This is a genomic window from Planotetraspora phitsanulokensis (assembly GCF_016863295.1).
Lineage (GTDB): Bacteria > Actinomycetota > Actinomycetes > Streptosporangiales > Streptosporangiaceae > Planotetraspora > Planotetraspora phitsanulokensis.
On the sequence record NZ_BOOP01000008.1, the window covers coordinates 171,579 to 196,330 of the forward strand.

Here is a 24,752-nt window from a genome sequence, read left to right on the forward strand (position 1 = left end):
CAATGCTCCAGCGTGACTACACGACGTCACAGCTCGACGTGCTCGAGGCCGAGGCGATCCACGTCATGCGCGAGGTCGCGGCCGAATTCGAGCGCCCGTGTCTGCTCTTCTCCGGGGGCAAGGACTCGATCGTCATGCTACGTGTCGCGGAGAAGGCGTTCTGGCCGGCGCCGATCCCCTTCCCGCTGATGCACGTGGACACCGGGCACAACTTCCCCGAGGTGATCGACTTCCGGGACCGCCGCGTCGTCGAGCTGAACGCGCGGCTGATCGTGGCCTCGGTCCAGGCGTCCATCGACGCGGGGCGGGTGATGGAGGAGACGGGACGGCGCGCCTCGCGCAACCGCCTGCAGACCACGACCCTGCTCGACGCGATCGAGGAGCAGGAGTACGACGCCGTGTTCGGCGGGGCCCGCCGGGACGAGGAGAAGGCCAGGGCCAAGGAGCGCGTGTTCTCCTTCCGCGACGACTTCGGCCAGTGGGACCCGAAGAACCAGCGGCCCGAGCTGTGGAACCTCTACAACACCCGGATCCGCAAGGGTGAGCACATCCGCGTGTTCCCGCTGTCCAACTGGACCGAGCTGGACATCTGGCACTACATCCAGCGCGAGGGCATCGAGATCCCCTCGATCTACTTCGCCCACACCCGCAAGGTGTTCGAGCGTGACGGCATGCTGCTCAGCGACGACGAGGTGGTCCAGCGGGGCGAGGACGAGCCGATCTTCGAGGCCGTGGTCCGCTACCGGACGGTCGGGGACATGACCTGCACCGGCGCGGTGGCGTCAACGGCCACGACGGTCGAGCAGATCATCGAGGAGGTGGCCGCGACGAGGATCACCGAGCGCGGCGCCACCCGCGCCGACGACCGCGCGTCCGAGGCCGCCATGGAAGATCGCAAGAAGGAAGGCTACTTCTGATGGTCGGCCTCTCTTCACGCGGCGGGGTCACGGAGATCCGGCCCCGCCGGATTCGACGGCCGCTTCCGACGCGCGCCGATCTTCCTGCCGCGAGCCGTACGAACCTTGGGGAGCACGAGTAATGGACATCCTTCGTTTCGCGACGGCGGGCAGTGTGGACGACGGCAAGTCGACGCTGATCGGCTGGCTGCTGTTCGACTCCAAGGCGATCTTCGAGGATCAGCTGGAGGCGGTCGAGCGCACGTCGCGCGACCGGGGCACCGAGTACACCGACCTGTCCCTGCTCACCGACGGGCTCAGGGCGGAGCGCGAGCAGGGCATCACGATCGACGTCGCCTACCGCTACTTCGCGACGCCGCGGCGGAAGTTCATCATCGCCGACACCCCGGGCCATATTCAGTACACCCGCAACATGGTCACCGGCGCCTCGACCGCCGACCTGGCGATCATCCTGATCGACGCCCGCAAGGGCGTGCTGGAGCAGTCGCGGCGGCACGCGTTCCTGACGACGCTGCTCCGGGTGCCCCACCTCGTCCTCGCGGTCAACAAGATGGACCTCGTCGACTACGCCGAGTCCCGGTTCGAGGAGATCCGCGAGGAGTTCACGGCCTTCGCGTCGAAGCTGAACGCCAGCGACCTCACGTTCATCCCGATCTCCGCGCTGCACGGGGACAACGTGGTCTCCCGCTCGGAGAACATGCCGTGGTACGAGGGGACCTCGCTGCTCCACCACCTGGAGCACGTGCACATCGCCTCCGACCGCAACCTCGTCGACGTCCGCTTCCCGGTGCAGTACGTGATCCGCCCGCACAACGCGACGAACCAGTCGCTGCACGACTACCGCGGATACGCGGGTCAGGTGGCCGGGGGCGTCCTCAAGCCGGGCGACGAGGTCATGCACCTGCCGTCGGGTCTCACCACGCGGATCACGTCGATCGAAAGCTTCGACGGCGCGCTCGACGAGGCTTTCCCGCCGATGTCGGTCACCCTCCGGCTGGAGGACGACATCGACATCTCCCGCGGCGACATGATCTGCCGTCCGCACAACCAGCCCCAGGTGGCCCAGGAGATCGACGCGATGGTCTCGTGGATGGCCGACGGGGTGAGGCTGCAGCCGCGCTCCAAGCTCGTTCTCAAGCACACCACCAGGACCGCGCGGACGGTGGTCAGGGACCTGCATTACCGCCTGGACGTCAACACCCTCCACCGGGACGAGACGGCGACCTCACTGGGGCTCAACGAGATCGGCCGGGTGACGCTGCGCACCACCCAGCCGCTGTTCGTCGACGACTACGCCAGGAACCGCCTCACCGGCGGATTCATCCTGATCGACGAGGCCACCAACGGCACGGTCGGGGCGGGGATGATCGTCGACGCTCACTGAGTAGATCCTTTAGGGATCATCCGGCGCTCGATTACTCTCCGCGCTAGTGTCGTCACGTTCCGCATCCACTAGGTGGAGGGCTCGTGGCCGACGCTCAGCCGGTGATCTTCGTGGGGGGGCTGGGCCGTAGCGGCACCACCCTGCTCGAGCGCCTTCTCGGAGAGATTCCGGGGGTGGCGGCGCTCGGAGAGGTCGTCCATCTGTGGGCGCGCGGCGTCCGCGCCGACGAGCCCTGCGGCTGTGGTTCGCCGTTCTCCCGGTGTGCGTTCTGGACCAAGGTCGGCGCCCGCGCGTTCGGCTACTGGCGGGAGAGCCGGGCCGTCATGCTGCAGGAGCTCCGCGCCCGCGTGGACCGCACCCGCCGCATCCCGGCCTTCGCCGCCGGGCTGCTGACCCGGGAGGCCGAACTCGCCGAGTACGTCTCGGCGTACTCGCGGATCTACGCCGCCGCGGCCGAGGTCGCGGCGGCGCGCGTCGTCATCGACTCCAGCAAGCACGCCTCCCTGGCGTTCTGCCTGTCCGCGACCATGGACTTACGAGTCGTCCACGTGGTGCGCGACCCGCGCGCGGTGGCGGCGTCCTGGCGCAGGAGGGTGCGGCGGCCTGAGGACGGCAGGCCGATGGCACGGTGGGCGCCGGCCAGGACGGCGATGCACTGGCTCGCGCAGAACCTGGCCTTCGAGATCCTGCGGTGGAAGGGCGTCCAGGTCGTCCGCGTCCACTACGAGGACCTCGTGCAGGATCCCGTCACGACGCTGACGCGGCTGGCCGGCGACCTGCGGCTGCCCGACTCCCGCGAGACGCTCGGCTTCGTCGAGGACGGCCGGGCCAGGCTCGGCGTCGCGCACACGGTCTCCGGCAATCCCATGCGGTTCGCCGTGGGCCACATCGAGTTCCACGACCGCCGCGCCGCACTCCGGTTCCGGCAGCGCTGGCTGGTCACCGCGCTGACCTGGCCGCTGCTGCTCGTGTACGGCTACCCCCTCGCCTACTGATCGGAGCTCGTGATTTGAACCCGTCCATGGGTGTGGTGATCCCCACCCGAGGAGACCGGCCGGACTCGCTCGCCGCCGCGGTGGCCGGCGTGCTGGACCAGGCCTACGGCCGCCGGTTGCAGGTCGTCGTGGTCGTCGACGCGCCAGACGTGTCGGTCGAGCAGGTGGCCGGGCAACTGGGGAGCGTCATCAGCTCGCCCCGGGGCAGCGTCCGGATCCTGCCTAACCGCCAGCGGCCCGGCCTGCCCGGCGCCAGGAACTCCGGGATCGCCGCCCTCGAGACCGAACTCGTGGCCTTCTGCGACGACGACGACCTCTGGCTGCCGGGCAAGCTCGCCTCACAGGCGGCCGCACTGGCCGAGGAGCCGGAGGCCGACTTCGCGAGCTGCGCGATCGAGGTCGAGTACGGCGCGCGCCGCGTCGCCCGCCTCGCCGGGACCGCCAGGGTGACCCGGGAGCATCTGACGCGGTCGCGGATGATGATGGTCCACTCATCCACGTTCCTGTTCCGGCGGGGCTCCATCTGGGTGGACGAGAGCGCCCCCGGCGGTCAGAACGAGGACTGGGACCTCGCGCTGCGCGCCGCGTGGCGGCATCCGATCGTTCATGTCGACCGTCCCCTCGTCCGGGTGCGCTGGGGAGCCTCGCAGTACGTCACAAAGTGGGCGGACCGCATCGCGGGCCTCGACTGGATGCTCGCCCGCCATCCCGAACTGGCGGCCGACGCGCGCGGCGCCGCCCGGATCTACGGCCAGCTGGCCTTCTCGCACGCGGCTCTCGGTCACCGCCGCGAGGCTGCCCGCTGGGCGCTCAGGGCCTTCGCGGCCCGCAGAGGCGAGCCCCGGGCCGCCGTCGCGCTGGCGGTCGCCGGGAGGCTGATCTCCGCGAGCGCCGTGCTGAGCCTGCTCAACGCCCGCGGTCACGGCATCTGATGGCCCCGCGTTCGGGGGTGGCGCACGCTCCGGTCCGCAGGCGGGGGCACGGTCGGCGGCACGGACGGGTGGCGGTCGCCGGCGTCAAGGTCGATCCGCTGACCGAGGCCCAGGTGGTAGAGCACGTGGTCGCCGCGCTCCGCCGCGGCCGGGGTGGCCACCTCGTCACCCCCAATGTGGACATCTGCCGGGCGATCTCACGGCACGCCGACCTGCGCGCCCTGGTCACTCGGGCCGACCTGGCGGTCGCGGACGGCATGCCGCTGGTGTGGGCGGCCCGGCTGCTCGGCCGGCCCCTGCCCGAGAGGGTCACCGGAGCCGACCTGATCTGGTCGTTGTCCGAGGCCGCCGCCGCCGACGGCGTTCCGGTCTACCTGCTCGGCGGTCCGCCGGGGGTTGCCGAGACCGCGCGGGACGTGTTGTGCGACCGCTACCCGGGGCTCGTGGTGGCCGGGACCGACGCCCCGCCGTACGGATTCGAGACGTGTCCGGAGGCTCTCGCCGAGGTGCGGAGGCGGCTCGTCGCGGCCGCCCCTCGGCTGGTCTTCGTCGGGCTCGGCTTCCCGAAGCAGGACCGGCTGATCGCCATGGTCCGGGCCGATCTGCCCGGGGCGTGGTTCGTGGGCTGCGGCTCCGCGATCGCCTTCACCGCCGGCGCAGTACGGCGGGCGCCCGCGTGGATGGGAGATCACGGGCTGGAGTGGTTGTTCCGGTTGCTGAGCGAGCCCGGCAGGCTGGCGCGGCGCTACCTCGTCGACGACCTGCCGTTCGCGCTGCGCCTGCTCGCCGGCTGCCTGCTTAGACGCCTGTGGCGTCGGTCCCGGCTGTTTCGCGGACGTTTGTGACCTCACACGTCCCGGCTCGCATGCGCTGCGGCGCGAATGTGTACATGTGTTAGGGTAGGTACATGTCGATGAAGAGAACCAACGTCTACGCCGATCCCGAAGACCTTGCTCTCATCAAGGAAGCCGCTCGACTCCGGGGCGTTCCCGAGGCGGAGATTATTCGTGAGGGGATCCACCTGGCCGCGATGGCGAATCGGGTGTGGGACGAGCCGCTGGACTGGCCGACCTTTGAGGGCAGTGGTGAGGCGGTCAGTGATGATGAGGTCACTTCTGTGATCGCCAAGAGAGCCCGCGCCAAGTGATTGTGATCGCGGATACCTCTGGAATCATCGCCGCCTCCGATAAGAATGCGGCGGAGAGTGCCGATTGCCAGAGTATTCTTCGTGAGGCCGGAACCGTCGTCATCTCGCCCTTGGTGTTGACGGAAGTCGATCACATGGCGAAGGCCCGGTTCGGGTCTGCGGCTCGCGTGAAGATCATCGCGTTCATCCTCGCCAACGCTCGTCGGCTACGGTTCCAGATCCCCGATCTCTCCACCGAGATGCTGGAAACCGCCTGTGTCGTACGGCAACGCTATGTTGATCTAGATTTGGATCTTGCCGATGCGGTGAATGTCGTGTTGGCCGCGGAATATCGCACGGATGCTGTACTCACTCTGGACCGCCGTGATTTCCGAGTAGTTCGCCCTATGACCCCCCATAAGGCATTTCGGGTATTGCCTGACGACATGTAGCTGTGGCGGATTCTCCAGGTTCGGACGCTGTGACCGCAGATCCAGTCTCAGGCGACGATGCATTCGGAGTCGGCGCAGTCGGCCACTACACGCAACCGGCCACCCGGTGTCTCCACATAAGACCGAAGCGTGGAAACCTCGACTCGGTCGATGTATCTCCCGCATGTGCTCTGCATAGCGTTTCTCTGTCCAGCGAGCTACGAACCGGCGATCTCCGGGACCGGTGCTGAAAAGAGCGATCTCAGGCCGCGGGTAGGCAGGTCAGGGACTGGATGCGGGCGATCTCCTCGGGGGACAGGCGCCGGCGGTAGGCCGTGAGCGCCTGGCGGGAGTCCATGGGGCGGAAGGCCGTCCGCGACAGGCCGGTCCAGGCGAAGCCGCCCGGCCGGGGGCGCCGTGCCGTACAGGCCGAGGCGATGCGCCGGGCGGCGCGCCGGGTCCACGGCAGACCGCACCACTCGTAGAGGTCGCGAAAGCCGTCCAGAGGTGCGGACGCCAGGTGTTCGAAGCCTACGACGCGGATGCCGGCCGAGCGGGCGGACGCCGATTCGATCACCTGGCGGGCCGTCTTCCACAGCGCGGCCGCCGTGGCGATGCGGTCCTCCGAGCCGGACAGAGGACGGAGCCCTCCGACACAGGGGTGATCGCGCAGGAGCAGCGGCTGTCGCAGGAGTTCGTCGACCGAGACCGTCCACCCGAGCCGCTGCCAGCTCGCCACGAACGACACGGGGTCACGGACCAGAATGATCACCTGGCAGCCGAGCCGCCGGGCGAACCACTCTGCGGACAGAAGGGCGAAGGGATCGTCGAGCAGTGCACGCCTGCCCCGGAGGGCGCCCATCCCGAACGCCGTGCCGTACTTGGCCATCCGAGCCAGATCGCCTGGCCGCCTGTTGCGGCGGATCTCGGCCAGCCAGTGGTAGCGGAGCGCGATCGTCTGGGAGAAGGCGTCGAGCCAGGGGGCCTCGTCGTCCTCGCAGATGTACTGGAACCGGTGGGTCACGGACGCGGCCAGCACGCCGGGCGAGCGGCCGGGAGGGCGTTGCGGGTTGAGCGGCTCGTTGACGTAGACCAGATCCCCGCTCGCCGTGAGCATCTTGCCCACCCAGCTCGTGCCGCTGCGCGGCAGGCCGGTGACCAGAACGGGGGGCCCTGACGCGGTCACGCGACGCCCCTCCGCAAGGCGTTCACGGAGTGCCTGCCGAAGGGGAGCAGGCCAAGACGCCGGGAGATCTGGACCAGAGGCAACGCGTTCTTCGCCAGCACCCCGGCCGACCAGCCGAGAGCGGCCCCCAGCGCGCCGTGGGACGGCACCAGCAGCACGTCGGCCACGATCGTCACCGCCACGGCGCACGCGGTGTTGGCCAGGCTCGCCGCCGTGTGCCCGGACGCGATGAGGACGACGTCGACCATGCCGCAGGCGGTGGCGACCACCATGGTCCCGGAGAGCACCAGTGCGATTGTCACGCCGTCGGCGTAGGAGGGGCCGAACAGCGGCAGCAACCACGGCGCCAGGGCCGCGTACCCGAGCCAGATCGGCCAGGTGAGCACGACCAGCCACATGGTCGTGGCCTGGTAGAGGCGCCTGGCCCGTACGAGGTCGCCGTCGGCGATCGCCCTGACGAGGTGGGGTTGTACGGCCTGGGTCAGCCCCTGGTTGGCCAGCTGCCCGACGACCTTGAATCGGGTGGCCGCCGTGTAGACGGCCGCGGGGGCCGGGCCCGCCAGCACCGCGACGATCACGATGTCGAGGCGCTGGAATACCGCCTGGATCGCCGAGGCGGCCGACCGCGGCCCCGTGTAGCGCCAGAACGACGCCATCGTTTCCCGGTCACACGCGAGCGGGAGGGGGACCGGACCGGGCAGATGCCGCCTGAGCCACAACGCCGCCAGCACGGTGGCGGGGATCGCGGGCAGGGCCCACGCCGCCGTGACCATCGGCAGGGAGGCGCCCGTGAGGACCGCCGCGGCGACCAGGAGCAGTTGGCCCATCGGCCGGCCGAGGCCGTCGAGCAGGAGCGTCGGGCGCATCGAGCCGAGCCCACGGGTGGCCGCCACCAGGACGTCGGCCAGCACGACGGCGGGCAGGGCCGCCGCCAGCGCCGGCCAGACGCCGTCCGGGACGCCGGTCAGCGCGCCCAGTTCCGTGTCGAAGACGGCGACGGCGACGGCGGCGAGAGCGGAGCACGCCACGACCGGGGCGAGCGCCGCCCACACCACGGAGTGGTCCGTGAGCTCGCCTCTCCGCCGGGCCAGCGCGTAGATCAGGCCGTTGCCAGCGTCGAGCCGCAGGATCCCGGCGAGCATGAGGCACAGCGCCGTAGCGGTGAAGAACGCCCCCGCCGCATCGGGATCGAGCGATCGGGTGACGAGCAGCACGATGAGGAACTGGCTCGCGGCCCCGCCCGCCGCAGCGGCCAGCCCGGCGATGCCGCCGCGCGCCAGACGGCCGACGGGACGACGTGTTCCGAGGACGCTCACCGGTGCCACGAGGGCACTGCCCCGAGCCACTGCTGGAGGACGGAGTCCCAGGGGGCGAAGTGCGCGCCCAGCCGCCTGCGCACCGACGGGGGCATCTCCGAGGTCCGCGGTTGCGCGTTGTGCACCTCGAACACCGGGTCGCCCAGCCGTGGCAGTCCCAGGAACTCCAGGACGCGGTCGTAGACGGGGTCGGGCTCGCGGAAGAACGCGCCGCTGTCCAGCACGAGCAGCCGGTCGCGGCCGACGAGGAGTTCCATGCGGTTCAGCTGTTCGGCGTACCTGCCGCGGGCGACATAGGCGTGGTGGCGGTGGGCGTGGCTGAGGTAGTTGGGGGACTCGCGCAGCCGCTCGGCCTCGCCGGCGAGCCGCGCGTCCTCCATGTCCAGTGCACGCTCGAACGACGGCTCGGTCTCGAACCCCCGGGCGAGCTCGTGGGCGTGTGCTGACGCGGCCCGCTCGACCGGGTCCCTGACCAGCACGATCAGCTTCACGCCGGGGAGGTTCCAGGCGATCCTGGCGGCCGCGAGCGGGTGGAAGAGGTAGTACGGCGCCGACTCGAAGGCTTGGACGCGGTGGCCGTGGCGGCGCTCGAGCCGCTGCGCGGTGGCCTTGAGCGGGAAGTGCGCCTGGTACCAGGACAGGTCGCGGTCGTAGCTCACGTCGAAGTAGTGCACGCCCTTGCGCAGCACCGGCTTGAAGATCAACGGATGCCGGGAGAGCGCACGGTAGAGCGAGGTGGTGCCGCACCGCTGCGCTCCGACGATCAGGAAGGACGGCAACATCCGCGCGCGCGTCGTGAGCATGCCCGTGGTGAGCGAGACGGCATGTGCCGAGCGCTTCAACGTTGACCTCACAGCAGGCTCTCCAGATGATCGACGAGGGGGTTGAGCCACAGGGACGACGGGCCGAGCGGCTCGTGGCCGTCCCGGTGGTGCCGATCGGCGAGGGTGATCAGGTAGTGGGCGGCGGACCTGCGGGCCTCCGCGGAGGACAGGCCGAACGGCTCCAGGAGCAGGCCGGCCTGTGCCAGGCAGGAGCGGGCCGCCACGGCGGGGCGCATCCGGCGCAGTGCCCGGTTGAAGTAGTAGTGGAGGGCGTCGAACCCGAGGGGGACGCCGGTGGCGAACCGTTCCCAGTCCCAGACGAGCAGCCGCCCGTCGGGGGCCGCGGACAGGTTCCACGGTGCGAAGTCGCCGTGCCATCCCCATCCGGCGTGGTCATGCAGAGGCGTGCCGCTCATCCGTGCGGACACCGCCTGCGATCGCGGCCAGGCGGGCTCCCCCGGGAGAGGTCCGTGTGTGGCCGTCCGCCGCCGGCCGAACGAGGCGATCTCGGCGACCGCGGCGTCGCGGAGCCCCCGGGGCACCGGCGCCGCGGTGACGGGCAGCGCGGAGACCACGAGCACCTCGAGCCCGCGCCACGTGCCCTGATGGACGACGGACGGCGGCACGACCACCTTCATGGGGTGATCCGCCAGCATCCGCAGGACCTCCCCCTCGTGACGGACGAGTTCCCTGGCCCGATCCGAGTCGCCGATCTTCACGAACGCGATGAGCCCGTCCTCGTCGTGCGCCTCCAGGACTGGCTTGCGGTTGGCCCGCCGGGCCGGCCGTACGTGCACGACCGCGCGGATCCGCCTGCCGAGCACCTGGCTGAGGTGGGTCTCGATCGTGTCCGGGCCGTCCCACACGGGCACGCCGCGGCCGAGGGCCGCGTGCCAGCGGGTGCGGGGGACCAGCCTCCGGGGCACCAGCCGGTGCGGGAGCAGCGTGCGAGACCCCCTCGAGGTGCCCGGCGGATACAGCTCGGCCAGCACCTGGTGGAGGTAGCGCAGACGTGTCGGGGTGTCTCTCATGCGTTCCGCCAGAGAAGGGCGAAGGAGATCAGATACAGGCTCAGCGCGCTGATCAGGCCGTCGTAGACGAACATGTAGAACAGCACGAGGATCATGACGAGCGTGCCCGCCTGCCCGATGGGCGTGCGGTCCTGCCAGAACCGGCGGACGGCGCCCGCGAAGAAGCCGACGTACAGCAGCGCCCCGGCGAATCCCTGGCTGATCAGCAGCAGCCACAACTGGCCGTCGCTGCCCAGAGGGGGATGGCCGCACTCCTCACACCACTGCGTCTTGCCCGTCGTGATCGTGCTCTGGTTGCCGAAGGCGTTGCGGGTGTTGCCGTACCCGATGAGCGGCGAGGTGGCGGCCACGCGCACGGTGGAGGAGACGGTGAAGGCCCGGATGTCGTTGCTGTGCGGGCTGTCGATGCGCTGGGCGACGATGGTGCTCAGCGGCGACAGGAAGAACGCCGCCCCCGCGAGCGCGGCGGCGGCCCCGACGAGCAGCGGGCGGCCGCGCAGTGCGAGGTAGACGGCGGAGATCGCGAGCCCGATCCACAGGCCGCGGTTCAACGAGTAGACGATCGGCACGGCGGCCGCCGCGAGCAGCACCGCCGCCGTCACCCGCCGGTACGGCCCGCCGTACGCCCACCAGCCGACCACGAACCAGATGACCAGGACGGACACGTTGCTGCCCCAGGCGTTGGCCCACTCGAACGGCGCCTCGGGACGCGGCGAGCTGTGCCCGAGCACGTGCTGGATCTGCGCCGCCGTCGGATGGATGAGGTTGCGCACGAACGAGTTGTCGCCGATCCATTCCGGCAGGACGGTCTCGAGCGGCGAGGTGAACTGGAAGCCGGGGGCGAACACGCCCAGCAGGCCGCCGGTGACCGTCGTGATGAACAGCACGCCCAGCATCCGCACGAGGGTGAGCTGCGGAAGCTCGTCGAGGGACAGGTTGCCCAGGTAGACGACCATGACGAGCAGAGAGGCGTAGACGGCGAGGCGCACGAGGTAGCCGGTGACCCGGCCGGGGCTCAGGTCGCCGTAGGTGCCGTCGGGCGTCTCGGCCAGCGTGACGGCGCTGATGAGGTATCCGGCCAGTAACAGCAGCCACAGGCCGAAGCCCTTGGGCACCCTGATCGGCCGCCTGCGCCACAGGATCACGGCCATCGGCACGGCGAGCACGATGACCGCGAGGCCGCCGAGCCCGAGTGCCCACCAGACGGGATAGCCGATCAGCAGCGCGCCGACCGGCCACACCGCCGGCCTCACGTGACCTGCTCCGCCTGGCCGGGCACGGGCGCGGCGGGCGCGGGCGGCACGGCCACGACGCCCAGCACCCGCACCCCCTGGCGGGCCAGATGCCGTACGGCCTCGGCCACGTCGGCGGACGTGGCCAGGCCGAGTGGGGCGAGGAGCATCGCCGCGTCCGCGCCGGTGCCGCGCTCCGTCACGACGGAGATGGGCGCGACGGGGGCGAGCGCGGTGCGGAGTCCCTCGGCCATCGACCGGCCGTGGCCCTCGTCTCCGAGGTCGTCGAGGAGCAGCGTGTGGCGGCCGTCGCCCAGCGCGGTCACCGCGACGGCCGCGAGTTCGCGGGAGATCGTCGTCTCCGGTCGCCCAGCGGTCTCGGCGAGCATGGGGAGTCCGGTCAGCCGTTCCACGTCGCCGGGCCGGCGCAGGCGGGTGTCGAGCCGGTCCCGGGCGAACGCCGCTCCCGCGCCGCACAGCAGGCCCAGGAAGAGTCCGCTGCCGAGGTAGATCGGGGCGCTGGGGGCGCTCGGCTCCACGGGCGGCCGGGCGGGGCTGATGACGGTCCCCGGCGTGATCGCGACGGTCTTGAGGGCGTCGTACTTGACCGTGAGGGTGGACGCCTGGCGGGCCAGCACCGTCTGCCGGTGGGCCGCGACCGTCCGCGCGGCCGATCCGGGGGGCTGCAGTGGTACGGCGGCGGCCGCCTTCGCCAGGTCGGCGTTCACCTGGCGCAGTTTGGCCGCGATGACCTTCTGGTCGGCTGCGAGCGCGTCCGTCGCCGAGCTGAGCCGGTTTCGCAGATATGCGTCGGCGAACGCCTGGGCGCCCTTCGCCGCCGACCCGGGATCAGTGGTGGTGAACGAAATGGAAAGAATGGCCGAATTGGGCGGGACGTCGACGCCGACCATTTCACGTAAGCCCTCAGGATCCGTATATTTCAGGTCCTGGGCGGCTATGGAGGCGACCACGGTGGATTGTGCGATCTGTGACTCGGTGTCGAGGTTGAGCGGTTCTCTCTGCCGGGGGGTTATCAGGTTGAGCTGTTCCTGCATTCCCGTGGGAAAGACCTGTACCTGGGCCGTGGACGTGTAGGAGACGGGCGTCTCCGTCAGCAGAACCACGCCGCCGATCATCCCTGTGACCAGGCATGACAGGAAGACTTGCCACCGCCTGCGCAGGACGGAACCGTATTCCGCGATGTCTCTGCTGTGCGGTGAAAGAATCATGTCCAACTCTCCGTGCCCCTCGCTCGGAGTCGAACTATAGGCGGGTGAGAGGTTTTCCCCCTCCACTATTGAAGATTTTCCACGCAAGAATGACCGGATAGCGGCCTACTTTTCTCGGAAATTTCTGGACAGATGAGTTGGGAAGAATTGCCCACCCGGTTCCCCCTCTTGGTGGGAAGGTGAACCCCCGCGGGGATGTGGACCACACGAGGGGGAACGGTGCGACGAACTGGGGGGGCCGGCTTGGCCGCACTCGCCGGCCTGGCCGTACTGATGGGCGCGGTGGGCTGCTCGGCCGCGAACAGCACGTCACGGGGGGTCGGGACGTACCTCGAGCAGACGCACAGGCCGCCGAGGGTCACCAGCTGCGTGGTGACGGAGAAGCTGATCCCGACGTGCGGGGCGTGGTGGGGGATCGCGCCCGACGTCTTCTCCGGCAGGCGGCCGTTGCAGTCGGTCCTGACGGCCGAGCGGCGGATGGGCCGCCGGGCGGACATCGTGCACGTCTACCACCGGGGTGACGAACTGTTCCCCACGCCTCAGGAGCGCGCCGTCGCCCGGGGCCCCCGCCTACTGCTCGTCAACTGGAAACCGGCGCCGGACCGCACGTGGGCCCAGGTGGCCCGGGGCGAGGTGGACGACCGCATCGACCGGCTCGCCGGCTACATCACCCGGACCTTCCCCGGCCGCTTCTTCCTGACGATCCACCACGAGCCCGAGGACGACGTCCGCCCGGGCGAGGGGTACTCGGCCACCGACTACGTGGCCATGTACCGCCACGTCGTCTCCCGCCTTCGGGCCCGGGGCGTCCAGAACGCCGTGACGGTGATGACCTACATGGGGGCGCCCAACTGGGCGTCCAAGCCGTGGTTCGAGTCGCTCTACCCGGGCGACGACGTGGTCGACTGGGTCGCCATCGACCCCTACGCCGACTCGATGGTGACCGACTTCGCCAGCATGGTGAACAAGACCCGCCCGGAATATCCCCAGTGGCCGGGCTTCTATCGGTGGATGCAGGGGCGTTTCCCCGGTAAGCCGATCATGATCGCCGAATGGGGCGCCTTCGAGCGATCGGGCTCGCCCAGGTTCAAGCGCGACTTCTTCACGTCCGTCGCGCGGCAGATCGACGACTACCCGCAGATCAAGGCGCTGGTGTACTTCGACTCGCCGGTGGCGCCGCGCGGGGACACCCGGTTCGACACGACTCCGAGCGGCGGCCGCGCGTTCGCCGATCTCGGACGCGAGCCCGAGTTCTCCGGCACGCGTGTCCCCACCCGCTGATCCACCGGGCGGGGACGCCGCCGATCAGCGGATCCAGCCCCCGGAGGTGAGCAGGGTGAGCACGGTCCCCACGGAACGCTCGACCGTCACCCCGGTGGTGTCGATCACGAGCTCGGCGTCGTCGGGCGCCTCGTACGGATCGGAGATCCCCGTGAACTCGGGGATCAGCCCCGCGCGGGCCTTGGCGTACAGGCCCTTCCTGTCGCGGCGCTCGCACTCCTCCAGCGGTGTCGCGACATGGACGAGCAGGAAGTCGGCGCCGACCTCCTCCACCATGGCCCGCACCTCGTCGCGGGTGTCCGCGTAGGGCGCGATCGGCGCGCAGATGGCCAGGCCGCCGTGCCGGGCGACCTCCGCGGCGACGAAGCCGATCCGCCGGATGTTCAGGTCGCGGTCCTCCCGGGAGAAGGTGAGCCCCGCGGACAGCAACTGCCGCACCACGTCGCCGTCCAGATAGGTGACCGTGCGCCCGCCCCGTTCGAGCAACGCGTCGCGCAGGCCGCGTGCGACCGTCGACTTGCCCGACCCCGACAGGCCGGTGAAGAACACCACGAGTCCCCGCCGGTGCGGCGGTCCCGGGATGACGACGGGGGCGGGCCCGGCGTAGTGCTCGGTCGCGCCGTAGTTGCGCGCCACATGCTCACGCAACTCCAGGTCGATCTCGGCGTCCTCGCGGGGCGCGAGCGGCACGGCGACCACGGTCGATCCGGCCAGCCGCTCCGAGGCCTTGAGCGCCGCGCGCACCACCGAGGGGCCGCTCTCGCCGAACACCAGCGGCATCAGCACGATGGTGGCCTCCAGCTCCTCGGCCGTCGCGGCCACGTCGTCGAGGACGGTGGAGTCGAGCGGCCCCCGCATGGTCACGGCGAGGATCTCCCCGTCCGGGAGGTCCTTGCGGACCTCGTCGGGGGTACGGCGTAGCCGGGCGAACGGGCCGTAGGCGGGTGCGTCGAGTGCCGCCACCGGGCCGGCCGCGTGGTGGCCGTCCCGCTCCTCGACGGTCAGCGTGGCCACGGCCGCGCCCTCTGGATCCTTGAGCGTCACCCGGGCGCCGGGAGGGATGTCGTCGGGAAGGGCGAGTGTGATCGGGTCCGGCCAGGGCGTCCCGTCGGACAGCCGGCCGTTCTCGGCCACCGCGTTCGCGTCGGCCGAGGTCAGGAAGCCGGTCAGCGGCGCGAACGCCCCGGAGAGCAGCAACTCCAGGTCCGCCAGCTCCCGCGCGTCGGGAGTCCACTCAGTCATTCGTCTCTTCCGATCGATTCGGTCGGCAACGCTCTTCGTGTCGCTTGGTGTCGTTCGGACGCATAGCGGGAGGGTGCGCAAGGCGTCTAGAAGCCGACAGTATTCCTTGGAGGTGATTGTGGACGCCGCAGACGAACGACGTTTCCGCGAGTTCGTGTCGGCACGGTCGCCGGCGCTGATGAAGCTGGCGTTCCTTCTGACCGGAGGCGACCAGCACACCGCCGAGGATCTCGTGCAGACCGCCCTCGCGAAGGCGGTCGTGAAATGGCAGCGCATCGAGGACCCCGAGGCGTACGTCAAGCAGATCATGTACCGCCAGCGGATCAGCTGGTGGCGCCTGGCCTCGAGGCAGCGGGAGACGACGATGGCCAGGCTGCCCGAGGCGGCGGCGGCCGACGGCACGAGCGGGGCCGAGCTCCGGCTCGTGCTGCGCCACGCGCTCGCCCGGCTCACGCCCCGGCAGCGGGCCGTGCTCGTCCTCCGGTACGCCGAGGACCTGCCCGAGGAGACCGTGGCCCGGCTTCTCGGGTGCTCCGTCGGCACGGTCCGCAGCACGGCGCACCGGGCGCTCGCTCGGCTGCGCGTGACCGCGCCGGAACTCGCCGATTTCCGACTCTCCGTCAGCGAGGTGACCTCATGACGCCGCGAATCCTCAAGGAGACCATGGACGAATGGTCCCGTGAGGCGCACGTCCCCGCGGACCTGGCCGACCGGGCGCTTCGCCGGCGCGGCCGACGGCGACTCGGCACGGCGGCGATCGCCGCCCTCGCGACGGCCGCTGTGGTCACGTCGGTCGCCCTCGTCGTTCCCCGGTTCGGCCCGCACCGCCCCGTCGCCACGCCTACACGGCACGAGGTGATCCACCTGGCTCCGGCACACCGGCCTCCCGCCAAGGTCACCAGCGGGGACGACACCGACGGCAGCGTCCTGAAGGACACGGTGAACTCCCCGCCCAAGAAGATGGTCGCAGCCGGGCGCGTGGCGCTCTCGGCCTACTGGACCGGCACATACCGCACTACCCCTAACGGCCCCGATACGCGTGGCGGCACCTGGTACCTCCTCGACCCGGTCACCCGGACGTACCAGAAGACCCCGTGGGCGCACCTCGACGTCGCGCCGGGGCTGCGGTACGCAGCGGTGCTGGAGAAGACCCTTCCCACGAGCAGGATCGGCGTCTTCGACATGGAGACCCGCAGGGTGCTCGCCTGGATCCCGGTCGACCGCCCCGTCGGCGGGGTCGCCTGGTCGCCGGACGGCACCAGGCTGGTCGCCACGACCTATGACGGGGATCCCGACCTGCCTGAATCTTCCGCACAGTGCCCGACGGGCGGTGGGAACCAGGTCCCGAGATCGGACAGCCGCCCCCCGAGCGCGAGTCGGATCCACACCAGCCGCACCGGGTTCTACGTCATCGACGTGGCGACCGCGACCGCGGGTGACTTCCACGCCGTCGATCCCTGCTCGGCCTCGTCCTCGAGATCGCGCCGCGACTTCGCCTGGAGCCGGGACGGCAGCCTCTTGTACGAGCTGGGCGGCACCGTGGAGGGGCCCGAGCTCTTCTACGACCTGGACGGCAGGCCGCACGACCCCGTCGTCGATCACGCCGGGCAGCGACAGTCACAGGTCGGCGTGTCGCCGGACGGGAAGCTGCTCGTGGGGGAGCAGGGCCTGCTGACGTCGGTCACCGAACTCTCGACCGGGAAGGTCGTCGGACACCAGCAGGTCCTCCAGTTGCTGGCCTGGGCGGACAACGACCATCTCATCGGGCAGGGTTGCGCGGGCGGGTGCGGCGACGAGTTCGACGACGGGCTGGTCCTGGTGAGCGTGGACGGCAGGCGGGCCGTCCAGCTGTGGCGCCACCGCTGGGACCCGCGGTCCCAGATGGCGTGGCAGTCGGTCCTCACCCTCCGCTAGATGAGGCGGGCGAAATGGTTCTGCGGCTTGCGGATGACCATGCACACCTCGTCGTTCGTGCCGGAGAGGCGGTCGCCGGACAGTGCGGCGACCGCCCCGCAGACCAGTTTGACGAGCCCGGCCTGCGGCCCGCGCAGGGCCGGCCCGGTCGCGCCGGAGTAGTCCTCGGCGATCATCAGGCCGCGCATCAGGCAGTACGCCTCGATGCCCTCGCGGGAGGCGATCGGCTCGTAGATCGCCGGCAGTGGGCCCACCGTCCCGGCGGGCATGAGCTTCTTCCACAACGCCCGGCGCAGCCAGGAGGGCATGATCCGGTCGCAGAAGCCGTACGCCGACCGGCGGTCCCTGAGTTTGATCAGCAGGAGGCCGCCTGGCCGGAGCCCTCCGGCCAGGCGGTCGAGCACCAGCTCGGCGTTGTGGATGCGTTCCAGCAGGAACGACACGTAGACCACGTCGAAGGAGCGCGGCGGGACGGGCACCTTGCGCATGTCGTCGAGGTACCAGGCGTCGAGGTCCTGGCGTGAGTCGATGTGGGCACGCAGAGGCGGCAGGTCCTCGTCCATGCCGGTGATCTGGAGGTCCGATCGGCCGACCTCCAGCGTGCCGCCCCGCCCGCACCCGGCGAGCAGGATGTCGAGGCGCCGTCCCAGCTGCTCGGTCCACTGCTCGCGGACTCGCTGGCTGAAAACGTCATCCTCGCCCACGGGCGACCACTGAACCTCAGACATGCAACAGAGCGTAACCACCCAAGTGCGATGAGTGGAGCATTTGCGAGGCCGGGTTTCGGCGGCTGCGGGGCTCCTGCCCGTTGCGGGGGCTGACGGGCGTAGCCTGGGTACCCCCGGTCCATATCTGGCTCGGGCCATTTCGCTTGCCGTCGTGGGGCTCTGAAGGCACAAATGTCTCTTTCCGGACTGCTCGACCTTGTCGCCGCCGAACCGAAGCTGGCCGCCGTTCTCGAAGGGGCCGAAGGCTCCGCCGATCCCGGCGCCGATCTGATCGCGCCGTCCGCGCTCCGGCCGCTGGCCGTGGCCGCCTTGTCCCGCGTCCGTCCCGTGCTGGCGGTGACCGCCACCGGGCGGGAGGCGGAGGACCTGGCGGCAGCCCTCACCGGCCTGGTCGACGAGAGCTCGGTGGCGGTCTTCCCCGCGTGGGAGACCCTTCCGCACGAACGGCTCTCGCCCCGCAGCGACACCGTCGGCCAGCGTCTTGCCGTACTGCGCCGGCTGGCCCATCCGGTAGCCGGCGACCCGAACGCCGGGCCGCTCCGGGTCGTCGTCGCCCCCATCCGCTCGTTGCTGCAGCCGATCGTGTCCGGCCTCGGCGACCTCGAGCCTGTACGGCTGCGCGCGGGTGACGACGCCGACCTCGACGACGTGGTGGCGCAGTTGGTCGGCAACGGCTACCACCGGGTCGACATGGTCGAAAAGCGTGGCGAGGTCGCCGTCCGCGGCGGCCTGCTCGACGTCTTCCCGCCGACCGAGGAGCACCCGCTCCGGCTGGAGTTCTGGGGTGACACGGTCGAGGAGATCCGCTGGTTCAAGGTCGCCGACCAGCGCTCTCTCGAGATCGCCCAGGACGGCCTGTTCGCCGCGCCCTGCCGTGAACTGCTGCTCACCGACGACGTACGGCTGCGCGCCCGCGAGCTGGGAGACGAGCACCCCGCGCTGAAGGAGGTGCTCGACCAGCTCGCCGAGGGTGTGCCGGTGGAGGGCATGGAGGCGTTCGCCCCGGTGCTGGCCGGCTCGATGGACCTGCTGCTCGACCACCTGCCCATCCGCTCGGCCGTGTTCGTCTGCGACCCCGAGCGCATCCGGAGCCGGGCCGTCGAGCTGGTGCGGACCAGCCAGGAGTTCATGGAGGCGTCCTGGATCACCGCCGCCGCCGGAGGGGAGGCGCCGATCGACCTCGAGGCGGCCGCGTTCCGGACGCTTGAGGACGTTCAAGGCCACGCCCGCGAGCTGGGCCAGGCGTGGTGGAGCATCGCGCCCTTCGGCGACGGCGTCGAACTGGACGCGCACGACGTCGAGGCCTATCGCGGCGACACCCAGCGCGCGCTGGCCGACATCAAGGGCTGGCTGGGCGCGGGCAAGTCGGTCGTGCTGCTCAGCGAGGGCCACGGCCCGGCCGAGCGCATGGTCGAACTGCTCAAGGGCGTCGACGTGGCGGCCAGGCTCGCCCCCTCACTCGACGCCCCGCCGCCGCCGGACGTCGTCCAGGTCACCACCGGCCGCCTCGACCACGGCTTCGTCATCCCCGGCCTGGCCGTGCTGACCCATCTCGACCTGGTGGGGCAGAAGGCGTCGACCAAGGACATGCGGCGGCTGCCGTCGCGGCGTCGCAACATGGTGGACCCCCTCCAGCTGAAGGTCGGCGACCACGTCGTCCACGAGCAGCACGGCGTGGGCCGCTACATCGAGATGGTCCAGCGCACTATCCAGGGGGCGACCCGGGAGTACCTCGTCATCGAGTACGCCAAGGGCGACCGCCTCTACGTGCCGACCGACCAGCTCGACGAGGTCACGCGCTACGTCGGCGGCGAGGCCCCGACCCTCAACCGCATGGGCGGCGCCGACTGGGCCAAGGCCAAGACCAAGGCCAGGAAGGCCGTCAGGGAGATCGCGGGCGAGCTGATCCGGCTCTACTCGGCCCGGATGGCGTCCCCCGGCCACGCCTTCGCGGCCGACAGCCCCTGGCAGCGTGAGATGGAGGACGCCTTCCCGTACGCCGAGACCGGCGACCAGCTGGAGGCGATCGACGAGGTCAAGCGCGACATGGAGCGGCCGGTCCCGATGGACCGCCTGATCTGCGGCGACGTGGGGTACGGCAAGACCGAGATCGCGGTGCGGGCCGCGTTCAAGGCGGTGCAGGACGGCAAGCAGGTCGCGGTGCTCGTGCCGACCACGCTGCTCGTCCAGCAGCACCTGTCGACGTTCGGCGAGCGGTTCGCCAGCTTCCCCGTCGCGATCAAGCCGATGTCGCGCTTCCAGACCGACGGCGAGGTCAAGGAGACGATCGAGGGGGTCAGGAGCGGCGCCGTCGACGTCGTGATCGGCACCCACCGGCTGCTGTCGCCCGAGGTCAGGTTCAAGGACCTCGGCCTGATCATCGTGGACGAGGAGCAGCGGTTCGGCGTGGAGCACAAGGAGGCCATGAAGCACCTGCGCACCCAGGTCGACGTGCTCGCCATGTCGGCCACGCCGATCCCGCGCACGCTGGAGATGGGATTGACCGGCATCCGCGAGATGTCGACGATCCTCACCCCGCCAGAGGAGCGCCACCCGATCCTCACGTTCGTCGGACCGTACGACGAGAAGCAGATCGCGGCGGCGATCAGGCGCGAGCTGATGCGCGACGGCCAGACCTTCTTCGTGCACAACCGGGTGCGCAGCATCGACAGGGTGGCCGCGCGGCTCCACGAGCTGGTCCCCGAGGCGCGGATCGCCGTGGCGCACGGCCAGATGAACGAGCACCAGCTCGAAAAGATCATGGTGGACTTCTGGGAGCGCAACTTCGACGTGCTCGTGTGCACCACGATCGTCGAGTCGGGGCTCGACGTGCCCAACGCCAACACGCTCATCGTGGACCGCGCCGACAACTACGGCCTGTCGCAGCTGCACCAGCTCCGCGGCCGCGTGGGCCGGGGGCGCGAGCGCGGCTACGCCTACTTCCTGTATCCGCCGGAGTCCCCGCTGACCGAGACCGCCCACGAGCGGCTGGCCACGATCGCGCAGCACACCGAGATGGGCGCGGGCATGTACGTCGCGATGAAGGACCTGGAGATCCGCGGCGCCGGAAACATCCTTGGGGCCGAGCAGTCGGGGTTCATCGCCGGCGTCGGCTTCGACCTGTACGTGCGGATGATGGCCGAGGCCGTGCAGGAGCAGAAGTCGAAGCTCTCCGGTGAGGCCGAGGCCGAGGAGCGGCCGGACGTCAAGGTCGAGCTGCCGATCAACGGGCACGTGCCGCACGGCTACGTGACGTCGGAGCGGCTGCGGCTCGAGGCCTACAAGCGCATCGCCGCGATCGCCTCGGAGGACGACATCGCCGCCGTCCGCGACGAGCTGACCGACCGGTACGGCAGGCCGCCGCAGGAGGTGGACAACCTCCTGGAGGTTGCGCGGTTCCGGATCAAGGCCCGCAAGGCCGGGCTGACGGACGTCACCCTGCAGGGCCAGCAGATCAAGTTCGCCCCCGTGGTCCTGCGGGACTCCCAGCAGGTGCGGCTGCAGCGGCTGTACCCGCGGTCGATCGTCAAGCAGGCCACCGAGGTGCTGCTGGTGCCGGTGCCGAAGACCAAGCCCATCGGCGGCCAGCCCCTGCGGGACCTGGAGCTGCTGAAATGGTGCGGAGACCTGGTCGACGCCATGTTCCTCGAACCCGTGCGGGTACAGTGACCGCGGATTGGCGGTCTCACGGCGCTCGCGCGAGATCGCGCAAAAGACAGAGAACCGGCACAATTGCCTGGCCGGTGTCCTCAGGAGGATCGTTCGTGAAGTCATTTCAAGTGCGCGTCGCCGTGGTCGTCGCGGCGGCTGGTGTGGCGTTGAGCGCGTGTGGCCCCGTCCAGGCCGGCGCCGCGGCCATCGTGGGCAAGGAACGCATCTCCACCAGCGACTTGGACACCAAGATCCAGGAATTCCGCAAGGACCTGGCGGCGAACAAGATCACCGAGGAGCAGCTCGGCCTGAGGATCCCGCTGTCCCAGCTGATCCTGCTCAGGCTGGCCAACAGCAAGCAGTACGTTCAGCTCGGCAGCCAGCAGGGCATCACCGTCACCCAGCGGGACATCGACGACATCGTCGCGGCGCAGGGCGGTCAGACGCAGATCGACACCGCGCTGCTGCAGAGCGGGGTTCCGCTGTCCGTCGGCCGTGAGTTCATCAGCTCGGTGATCATCCAGCAGAAGCTGATCGACGGCATGGGCGCGGGTCAGGACCAGCAGAGCCAGCAGCTCGCCCTGCAGAAGCTGACCCAGGAGATCGACACCAAGGTCCCGGTGCGCTTCAACCCGCGGTACGGCAAGTTCGACCCCCAGCAGGGGTTCGTGCCGGACGAGCGGTTCGGCAGGGTGCCCGCTCCCGCCCCCGCGCAGGCGGCCGCCGGCGACCCCGCCGCGCCCCCCGCAGGCGACCCCGCCGCGCCCCCCGCAGGCTGACAAGCAACCGCGTGATCATGCACAGGTTCGAGGAGAGTGGCCCCCACCTGCCCCGACGTGTTTGGTGATCATGCACGAGTTCGCGGACGGCCCTCCCCGCCGGCCAGAGGCGAATCCACGAACCTGTGCATGATCACGGCGCAAGGGGGGTGGGGGAGAGGGAGGCTGAGGGTATGGCGTTGGTCGTTGTCACCACTTCTCCGCGAGTGGCTCCGGGGCTGCTGACCGGGCAGGCCTGGACGGCACTGCGTTCGGGGCGCGTGCTCACCGGCTCCGCCGGCCATCCCGTGCTCCCCTATCTGGAGGACGCGGGGATCCACGTCGAGGTCGTGACCCCCGATCCGGTCGCGCTCGCCGCCGAGGGCCGTACGGGCACGGTCGTCTGGCTCGCCGCGCAGGACGGCGACGAGGACCTGATGCGCGCCGTCGGTCACGCCGCCGTCGCCATGGAGGACCCGCCCGTCATCGAGGTGATCCCCGGCTCGTACGACCTCCCGGGTGCCCGGTTGCTCGACCTCGTCCAGGTCATGGACCGGCTCCGCCGCGAATGCCCGTGGGATCGCAAGCAGACCCACGAGTCGCTCGTGCCCTACCTCGTCGAGGAGGCCTACGAGGTCCTGGAGACGATCGACCAGGGGGACTTCACGGCGCTCAGGGAAGAGCTCGGCGACCTGCTGCTCCAGGTCATGTTCCATTCCCGCCTCGCGCAGGAGCGGGGGCGGGAGGGCGGCTTCGACATCGACGACGTCGCGATGGGAATCGTCGAGAAGCTGGTCCGCCGCCACCCGCACGTGTTCGCCGACACCACTGTCTCCGGCGCCGGAGAGGTGAGCGACAACTGGGAGACGATCAAGGCGGCCGAGCGCGCGGCCAAGGGTGAGACCGACTCTGTGCTCAGCGGCGTGCCCATGGGGCAGCCCGCGCTCTCCCTCGCCGCCCAGATGCTCCGCCGGGCCGGGCGGGCCGGCGTCCCCGCCTCGCTCGCCGACGACCTGCCCGCCACCGTGGGCGCGCGCCTGTTCGAGCTCGTACGGCTCGCGCAGGACGAGGGGCTCGACCCAGAGGCCGAACTGAGGGCCGTGACGCGCGAGTACCGCCGGCGGATCGAGGAGTGGGAGAGCGAATCCTGACAGATGAGACACGCCGGAAGAACGGCCTGCCCCCGGGCCGTGCGGAGTGGTAGGGACCGGTAGGCTCAGCAGGCAAACTGCCCGCGACTTTGCTAGGAGCTGTTCGTGGCTGCCATCGAGGCCGTTACCGCCCGCGAGATCCTCGACTCCCGGGGGAACCCCACGGTCGAGGTCGAGGTATTGCTGGACGACTACAGCACCGGCCGCGCCGCCGTTCCGAGCGGTGCGTCCACCGGCCAGTTCGAGGCCGTGGAGCTTCGTGACGGGGACAAGAAGCGCTACCTCGGCAAGGGCGTCGAGAAGGCCGTCCTCGGTGTCACCGACGAGATCGCCGACGAGATCATCGGCTTCGACGCCGAAGAGCAGCGGCTGATCGACCAGACCATGCTCGACCTGGACGGCACGCCCAACAAGGGCAGGCTCGGCGCCAACGCGCTGCTCGGCGTCTCGCTCGCCGTCGCCAAGGCCGCCGCCGACAGCTCGGACCTCCCGCTGTTCCGCTACATCGGCGGGCCGAACGCCCACGTGCTGCCCGTGCCGATGATGAACATCCTGAACGGCGGCGCGCACGCCGACTCCAACGTGGACATCCAGGAGTTCATGATCGCCCCGATCGGCGCGGAGACCTTCTCCGAGGCCGTCCGGATGGGCGCGGAGACCTACCACACGCTGAAGTCCGTGCTCAAGGAGAAGGGCTACGCCACGGGCCTGGGCGACGAGGGCGGCTTCGCGCCGAGCCTGCCGTCCAACCGCGACGCGCTCGACCTGATCATGGTGGCCATCGAGAAGGCGGGCTACACCCCGGGCGAGGACATCGCGCTCGCGCTCGACGTGGCGGCCACCGAGTTCCACTCCAAGGGCGTCTACACGATCGACGGCAAGGGCGTCTCGGCGGACGAGCTGATCTCGTTCTACGAGGACCTGGTCCGCTCCTACCCGCTGGTCTCCATCGAGGACCCGCTGGACGAGGAGGACTGGGCGGGCTGGAAGGCCATCACCGCCTCGCTCGGCGGCAAGGTCCAGATCGTGGGAGACGACCTGTTCGTCACCAACCCCGAGCGACTGGAGCGCGGCATCCGCGAGGGCGCCGCCAACGCGCTGCTCGTCAAGGTCAACCAGATCGGCACCCTGTCGGAGACCCTCGACGCGGTCGACCTGGCCCACCGCAGCGGCTACCGCTGCATGATGAGCCACCGTTCGGGCGAGACCGAGGACACCACGATCGCCGACCTGGCCGTCGCCACCAACTGCGGCCAGATCAAGACCGGCGCGCCCGCGCGGTCCGACCGGGTGGCCAAGTACAACCAGCTGCTCCGCATCGAGGAGCTCCTCGACGACGCCGCCCGTTACGCGGGTCGCGGGGCCTTCCCGCGCTTCCAGGGGTAGTCCGCGGGGGCGCAGCAAGCCGTACGGAACCGGAGACG

Annotated in this window: 22 protein-coding genes; 14 read left to right on the forward strand and 8 right to left on the reverse strand. The window is 70.3% G+C overall.

Translation table 11 applies throughout. The features are described 5' to 3' along the window. Positions 1-2: 2 nt before the first annotated feature. The 7 genes from cysD (at position 3) to Pph01_RS10685 (ending at position 5,806) form a co-directional block, all read left to right on the forward strand. A complete protein-coding gene (gene cysD / locus Pph01_RS10655) occupies positions 3-917 on the forward strand; it encodes a sulfate adenylyltransferase subunit CysD (protein ID WP_204072857.1) in 915 nt (304 codons plus the stop codon). Between the two features lie 121 nt (positions 918-1,038). Then, positions 1,039-2,301: a sulfate adenylyltransferase subunit CysN gene (cysN, locus tag Pph01_RS10660; RefSeq protein WP_204072858.1), complete on the forward strand. Its 1,263-nt coding sequence runs from the start codon at positions 1,039-1,041 to the stop codon at positions 2,299-2,301. 83 nt (positions 2,302-2,384) lie between these two features. Next, positions 2,385-3,296, forward strand: coding sequence for a sulfotransferase family protein (locus Pph01_RS10665; RefSeq protein ID WP_239116578.1), 912 nt, complete (start codon positions 2,385-2,387; stop codon positions 3,294-3,296). Positions 3,297-3,322: 26 nt separating this feature from the next. Next, complete coding sequence (locus Pph01_RS10670; protein WP_204072859.1) at positions 3,323-4,228, forward strand: glycosyltransferase family 2 protein; 906 nt, start codon at positions 3,323-3,325, stop codon at positions 4,226-4,228. 17 nt (positions 4,229-4,245) lie between these two features. Beyond that, positions 4,246-5,073 carry a WecB/TagA/CpsF family glycosyltransferase gene (locus tag Pph01_RS10675; RefSeq protein ID WP_239116579.1) on the forward strand — a complete coding sequence of 276 codons (828 nt, stop codon included), beginning with the start codon at positions 4,246-4,248 and terminating at the stop codon, positions 5,071-5,073. Between the two features lie 62 nt (positions 5,074-5,135). Beyond that, positions 5,136-5,375, forward strand: coding sequence for a ribbon-helix-helix domain-containing protein (locus Pph01_RS10680; protein ID WP_204072861.1), 240 nt, complete (start codon positions 5,136-5,138; stop codon positions 5,373-5,375). Continuing rightward, positions 5,372-5,806, forward strand: a complete 435-nt coding sequence (locus Pph01_RS10685; protein ID WP_204072862.1) for a type II toxin-antitoxin system VapC family toxin — start codon at positions 5,372-5,374, stop codon at positions 5,804-5,806. The genes Pph01_RS10680 and Pph01_RS10685 overlap by 4 nt, the downstream gene beginning before the upstream one ends. Positions 5,807-6,047: 241 nt before the next feature. Here the strand turns inward: Pph01_RS10685 and Pph01_RS10690 are convergent, their stop codons facing one another. From Pph01_RS10690 to Pph01_RS10710, 6 genes are read right to left on the reverse strand one after another with little or no spacing between them, the layout of a single operon-like run. Then, on the reverse strand, positions 6,048-6,971 hold the full coding sequence (locus Pph01_RS10690; RefSeq protein WP_204072863.1) for a sulfotransferase: 924 nt from the start codon (positions 6,969-6,971) through the stop codon (positions 6,048-6,050). Next, the gene (locus Pph01_RS10695) at positions 6,968-8,287 is read right to left on the reverse strand and encodes a lipopolysaccharide biosynthesis protein (protein ID WP_239116580.1); all 1,320 of its coding nucleotides are present in this window, start codon (positions 8,285-8,287) and stop codon (positions 6,968-6,970) included. Before Pph01_RS10695 ends, Pph01_RS10690 begins: the two co-directional genes overlap by 4 nt. Beyond that, positions 8,284-9,141, reverse strand: coding sequence for a sulfotransferase domain-containing protein (locus Pph01_RS10700; RefSeq protein ID WP_239116581.1), 858 nt, complete (start codon positions 9,139-9,141; stop codon positions 8,284-8,286). The genes Pph01_RS10695 and Pph01_RS10700 overlap by 4 nt, the downstream gene beginning before the upstream one ends. Beyond that, positions 9,138-10,142, reverse strand: coding sequence for a hypothetical protein (locus Pph01_RS42710; RefSeq protein WP_239116582.1), 1,005 nt, complete (start codon positions 10,140-10,142; stop codon positions 9,138-9,140). The genes Pph01_RS10700 and Pph01_RS42710 overlap by 4 nt, the downstream gene beginning before the upstream one ends. Further along, a complete protein-coding gene (locus Pph01_RS10705) occupies positions 10,139-11,395 on the reverse strand; it encodes a hypothetical protein (RefSeq protein ID WP_204072866.1) in 1,257 nt (418 codons plus the stop codon). Before Pph01_RS10705 ends, Pph01_RS42710 begins: the two co-directional genes overlap by 4 nt. Then, positions 11,392-12,498, reverse strand: a complete 1,107-nt coding sequence (locus Pph01_RS10710) for a hypothetical protein (protein WP_204072867.1) — start codon at positions 12,496-12,498, stop codon at positions 11,392-11,394. Before Pph01_RS10710 ends, Pph01_RS10705 begins: the two co-directional genes overlap by 4 nt. A 348-nt stretch (positions 12,499-12,846) precedes the next feature. Between Pph01_RS10710 and Pph01_RS10715 the strand changes: the two genes are divergently transcribed. Beyond that, a complete protein-coding gene (locus tag Pph01_RS10715; RefSeq protein ID WP_239116583.1) occupies positions 12,847-13,884 on the forward strand; it encodes a glycoside hydrolase family 26 protein in 1,038 nt (345 codons plus the stop codon). A 24-nt stretch (positions 13,885-13,908) separates the two neighbouring features. On the opposite strand, the gene cysC is transcribed toward Pph01_RS10715, so the two are convergent. Then, the gene (gene cysC / locus Pph01_RS10720; protein WP_275412819.1) at positions 13,909-15,345 is read right to left on the reverse strand and encodes an adenylyl-sulfate kinase; all 1,437 of its coding nucleotides are present in this window, start codon (positions 15,343-15,345) and stop codon (positions 13,909-13,911) included. Here cysC and Pph01_RS10725 point away from each other — a divergent pair. Together Pph01_RS10725 and Pph01_RS10730 are read left to right on the forward strand one after the other, a co-directional pair. Then, the gene (locus Pph01_RS10725) at positions 15,245-15,766 is read left to right on the forward strand and encodes a SigE family RNA polymerase sigma factor (protein WP_204072870.1); all 522 of its coding nucleotides are present in this window, start codon (positions 15,245-15,247) and stop codon (positions 15,764-15,766) included. The genes cysC and Pph01_RS10725 overlap by 101 nt on opposite strands. Beyond that, on the forward strand, positions 15,763-17,040 hold the full coding sequence (locus Pph01_RS10730; protein ID WP_204072871.1) for a WD40 repeat domain-containing protein: 1,278 nt from the start codon (positions 15,763-15,765) through the stop codon (positions 17,038-17,040). The genes Pph01_RS10725 and Pph01_RS10730 overlap by 4 nt, the downstream gene beginning before the upstream one ends. Here Pph01_RS10730 and Pph01_RS10735 read toward each other — a convergent pair. Beyond that, positions 17,037-17,768: a methyltransferase domain-containing protein gene (locus tag Pph01_RS10735; protein WP_204072872.1), complete on the reverse strand. Its 732-nt coding sequence runs from the start codon at positions 17,766-17,768 to the stop codon at positions 17,037-17,039. The genes Pph01_RS10730 and Pph01_RS10735 overlap by 4 nt on opposite strands. A 171-nt stretch (positions 17,769-17,939) precedes the next feature. Here Pph01_RS10735 and mfd point away from each other — a divergent pair, with 171 nt between their 5' ends. The 4 genes from mfd (at position 17,940) to eno (ending at position 24,714) form a co-directional block, all read left to right on the forward strand. Beyond that, positions 17,940-21,437, forward strand: a complete 3,498-nt coding sequence (gene mfd / locus Pph01_RS10740) for a transcription-repair coupling factor (RefSeq protein WP_204072873.1) — start codon at positions 17,940-17,942, stop codon at positions 21,435-21,437. A gap of 95 nt (positions 21,438-21,532) precedes the next feature. Next, positions 21,533-22,198, forward strand: a complete 666-nt coding sequence (locus Pph01_RS10745; protein WP_204072874.1) for a hypothetical protein — start codon at positions 21,533-21,535, stop codon at positions 22,196-22,198. A gap of 173 nt (positions 22,199-22,371) precedes the next feature. Further along, positions 22,372-23,328 (forward strand): nucleoside triphosphate pyrophosphohydrolase, encoded by a 957-nt coding sequence (locus tag Pph01_RS10750; protein WP_204072875.1) that lies wholly within the window; start codon positions 22,372-22,374, stop codon positions 23,326-23,328. A gap of 105 nt (positions 23,329-23,433) precedes the next feature. Continuing rightward, entirely contained in the window at positions 23,434-24,714 is a 1,281-nt protein-coding gene (gene eno / locus Pph01_RS10755) for a phosphopyruvate hydratase (protein ID WP_204072876.1), read from the forward strand. Positions 24,715-24,752: the final 38 nt, after the last annotated feature.

Coding starts and splice junctions, on each gene's coding strand:
- cysD (WP_204072857.1), top strand. CDS start 3: ATGCTCCAGCGTGACTACACGACGTCACAGCTCGACGTGCTCGAGGCC.
- cysN (WP_204072858.1), top strand. CDS start 1,039: ATGGACATCCTTCGTTTCGCGACGGCGGGCAGTGTGGACGACGGCAAG.
- Pph01_RS10670 (WP_204072859.1), top strand. CDS start 3,323: ATGGGTGTGGTGATCCCCACCCGAGGAGACCGGCCGGACTCGCTCGCC.
- Pph01_RS10680 (WP_204072861.1), top strand. CDS start 5,136: ATGTCGATGAAGAGAACCAACGTCTACGCCGATCCCGAAGACCTTGCT.
- Pph01_RS42710 (WP_239116582.1), bottom strand. CDS start 10,142: ATGAGAGACACCCCGACACGTCTGCGCTACCTCCACCAGGTGCTGGCC.
- Pph01_RS10730 (WP_204072871.1), top strand. CDS start 15,763: ATGACGCCGCGAATCCTCAAGGAGACCATGGACGAATGGTCCCGTGAG.
- Pph01_RS10735 (WP_204072872.1), bottom strand. CDS start 17,768: ATGTCTGAGGTTCAGTGGTCGCCCGTGGGCGAGGATGACGTTTTCAGC.
- mfd (WP_204072873.1), top strand. CDS start 17,940: ATGTCTCTTTCCGGACTGCTCGACCTTGTCGCCGCCGAACCGAAGCTG.
- Pph01_RS10750 (WP_204072875.1), top strand. CDS start 22,372: ATGGCGTTGGTCGTTGTCACCACTTCTCCGCGAGTGGCTCCGGGGCTG.